Source organism: Oleiphilus sp. HI0117 (assembly GCF_001635235.1).
In genome coordinates, this window is record NZ_LWGA01000928.1 from 1 (window position 1) to 2,993 (window position 2,993).

Below are 2,993 nucleotides of genomic sequence, written 5' to 3' on the forward strand. Positions count from 1 at the left end.
GATACGTATGAATTTCCAAGACAATATGGGACAAGGCTCAGGCATTATTACTAATAGTGGTCTCGTGCCAATGGTTATAGAGCAAACTGCACGAGGAGAGCGATCTTTCGATATCTATTCGCGTCTACTAAAAGAGCGCGTTATTTTTATGGTTGGTCAGGTTGAAGATCACATGGCTAACCTTGTTGTTGCTCAGCTGTTGTTTTTGGAATCTGAGAATCCTGACAAAGATATTCACCTCTACATCAATTCACCTGGTGGCTCAGTTACTGCGGGTATGTCTATCTATGACACAATGCAGTTTATCAAGCCGGATGTTTCTACGTTATGTATTGGTCAGGCGTGTAGTATGGGCGCATTGTTGTTGACGGGTGGTGCTCAAGGTAAGCGTCATTGTCTTCCTCATTCGCGAATGATGATTCACCAACCTTTAGGTGGTTATCAGGGGCAGGCGACTGATATTGAGATTCATACTAAAGAAATTCTAACGATTCGTGATAAGCTGAATAAAATTATGGCTGAACATACAGGCCGTGATATCGAAGAAGTTGCTCAAGATACAGATCGTGACAATTTTATGGATGGTGCTGAGGCAGTAGAATATGGTTTAATTGACTCAGTGATTGAAAAGCGTCCGTCGGCAGAGTAGTAGTGAGGGGCACTTGCCTGGGAAGATAGAGCTTAAGCTGCTCGAATAGGACTTCTCAGGCGATTAAATGAATATCGCGCAGCGGTAAGAGCCGCTTCATTGCGCGCAGGCGTTCGAAGAGGCGCTTTGTACAGTAAGTAGGAAATCTGATGACCGATGAAAAAAACGGTAAGGGCGGAGATAACGGTAAATTACTTTACTGCTCCTTTTGTGGCAAAAGTCAGCATGAAGTGAGAAAACTGATTGCAGGCCCATCTGTCTTTATCTGTGATGAATGTGTAGACCTCTGTAACGATATTATTCGTGAAGAGGTGCAGGAGACAGCTTCTGAGGAAGCTAGTGATAGACTACCTGTACCGCAAGAAATTAAAGAAACGCTTGACGACTATGTGATTGGGCAGGAGAGGGCTAAAGTAGTTCTTTCTGTTGCTGTTTATAACCATTATAAGCGTCTGAAGTTCGACAATGCTAAGTCTGACATTGAGCTGGGCAAGAGTAATATCTTGCTGATTGGCCCAACGGGTAGTGGTAAAACGCTATTGGCCGAGACGCTAGCGCGCTTATTGAATGTTCCATTTACGATTGCTGATGCAACCACGCTGACAGAAGCCGGTTACGTTGGTGAAGACGTCGAGAACATTATTCAGAAGCTTCTGCAAAAGTGCGATTACGACGTAGAGAAAGCGCAGCGCGGAATTGTTTATATTGATGAAATCGACAAGATTTCTCGTAAGTCTGATAACCCTTCAATTACACGAGATGTGTCAGGTGAAGGTGTGCAACAGGCTTTGCTTAAGTTGATCGAAGGTACGGTTGCTTCGGTTCCTCCTCAGGGTGGGCGTAAGCATCCTCAGCAAGAGTTCTTGCAGGTTGATACAACTAATATGCTGTTTATCTGTGGCGGTGCCTTTGCAGGCCTGGATAAGGTTATTGCTGATCGTTCTGAGAAGAGTGGAATTGGCTTTGGTGCATCGGTTAAGAGTAAGGATGCAGAGCGTAAGGTTGGTGAGACGCTAAAAGAAGTCGAAACCGAAGACTTGGTTAAGTATGGTTTGATTCCTGAGTTTGTTGGTCGTTTGCCGGTGATTGCAACGCTAAACGAGCTTGATGAAGCTGCGTTAATGCAAATTTTGACAGAGCCTAAGAACTCGCTCTCTAAGCAATATCAAAAGCTTTTTGAAATGGAAGGCGTTGAAATTGATTTTAGGGAAGAGGCGCTTCGAGCTGTTGCCAACAAGGCAATGGAAAGAAAGACTGGTGCTCGTGGCTTAAGATCGATTTTGGAGAATGTTTTACTCGATACTATGTATCACATTCCATCCGAGTCGGGCATAAGCAAGGTTGTTATTGATGAAAATACCATCAATGGTGAGTCTGAACCGATCAAGATTTACGATAATGGTGAACAGGCAAAAGCCTTGCCTGACAGCTAAGTTCGACTAAAATCGATAAAACCATGTCCATGAAGGTGGGCATGGTTTTTTTTTACCTGGCTGATATGGAAAAGTTCTAATATTCTCGCCCGGTTTGTCTTGTATTTAAAAAATATAGCCCCACTTATGAGTCAAAGCATCTATTTGTGATTGAGGAATTGTATGTCTGATCAAGATAAAAGCACGGAATCAGAAAGCGTTGAAAAAGATATCGTGATAACTGCGCCGGAAGGCCATATCCCCATGTTGCCCTTGAGGGATGTCGTTGTCTTTCCGCATATGGTGATTCCTCTTTTCGTTGGTAGAGAAAAGTCTATTATGGCGCTTGAAGCGGCCATGGCTTCTGACAAGAAGCTTCTCTTACTCACACAAAAAACTGCCATCGAAGACGATCCGTCAATCGATGAATTATATTCCGTTGGTACGGTTGCAAATATATTGCAAATGTTAAAGCTGCCCGATGGTACGGTTAAAGTGCTGATCGAAGGTGAGTACCGAGTCAGTGTGGATCGGGTTGCTTCAGAAGAGTTCTTGTCAGCAAAAACGAGTGAGCTGGAAGAGTCTCATCCAGAGCAGTCTGAGTTTCAGGGGCTTGTGCAAACCTTAATGTCTCAGTTTGAAAAGCTGAGTAAGGTGAGTAAAAAAATTCCTGCTGAAATCGTCTCGTCGTTAACGAATATTTCTGACCCTATTAGGTTGATCGATACCGTTGCTGCTCATTTGGAACTCAAAATAGCCGATAAGCAGGATGTTCTGGAAGAGTTGAATGTCGGGCAGCGTGCAGAAATGTTGTTAGCTGTTATCGAAGGCGAGCTTGATCTGATTCAGGTCGAGAAGCGCATTCGTGGTCGTGTTAAGAAGCAAATGGAAAAGAGTCAGCGCGAGTACTACCTGAATGAGCAAATGAAAGC

3 protein-coding genes are annotated in these 2,993 nt (G+C 43.8%); all 3 read left to right on the forward strand.

Going from position 1 to position 2,993, the window contains the following annotated elements; translation table 11 throughout:
• Positions 1 to 7 precede the first annotated feature (7 nt).
• Complete coding sequence (gene clpP / locus A3757_RS16595) at positions 8 to 649, forward strand: ATP-dependent Clp endopeptidase proteolytic subunit ClpP (protein WP_304438895.1); 642 nt, start codon at positions 8 to 10, stop codon at positions 647 to 649.
• A 149-nt stretch (positions 650 to 798) separates the two neighbouring features.
• Entirely contained in the window at positions 799 to 2,082 is a 1,284-nt protein-coding gene (clpX, locus tag A3757_RS16600) for an ATP-dependent Clp protease ATP-binding subunit ClpX (RefSeq protein ID WP_068506896.1), read from the forward strand.
• 243 nt (positions 2,083 to 2,325) lie between these two features.
• On the forward strand, positions 2,326 to 2,993 hold a 668-nt coding region (locus A3757_RS16605; RefSeq protein WP_231878301.1), incomplete at its 3' end, for an LON peptidase substrate-binding domain-containing protein.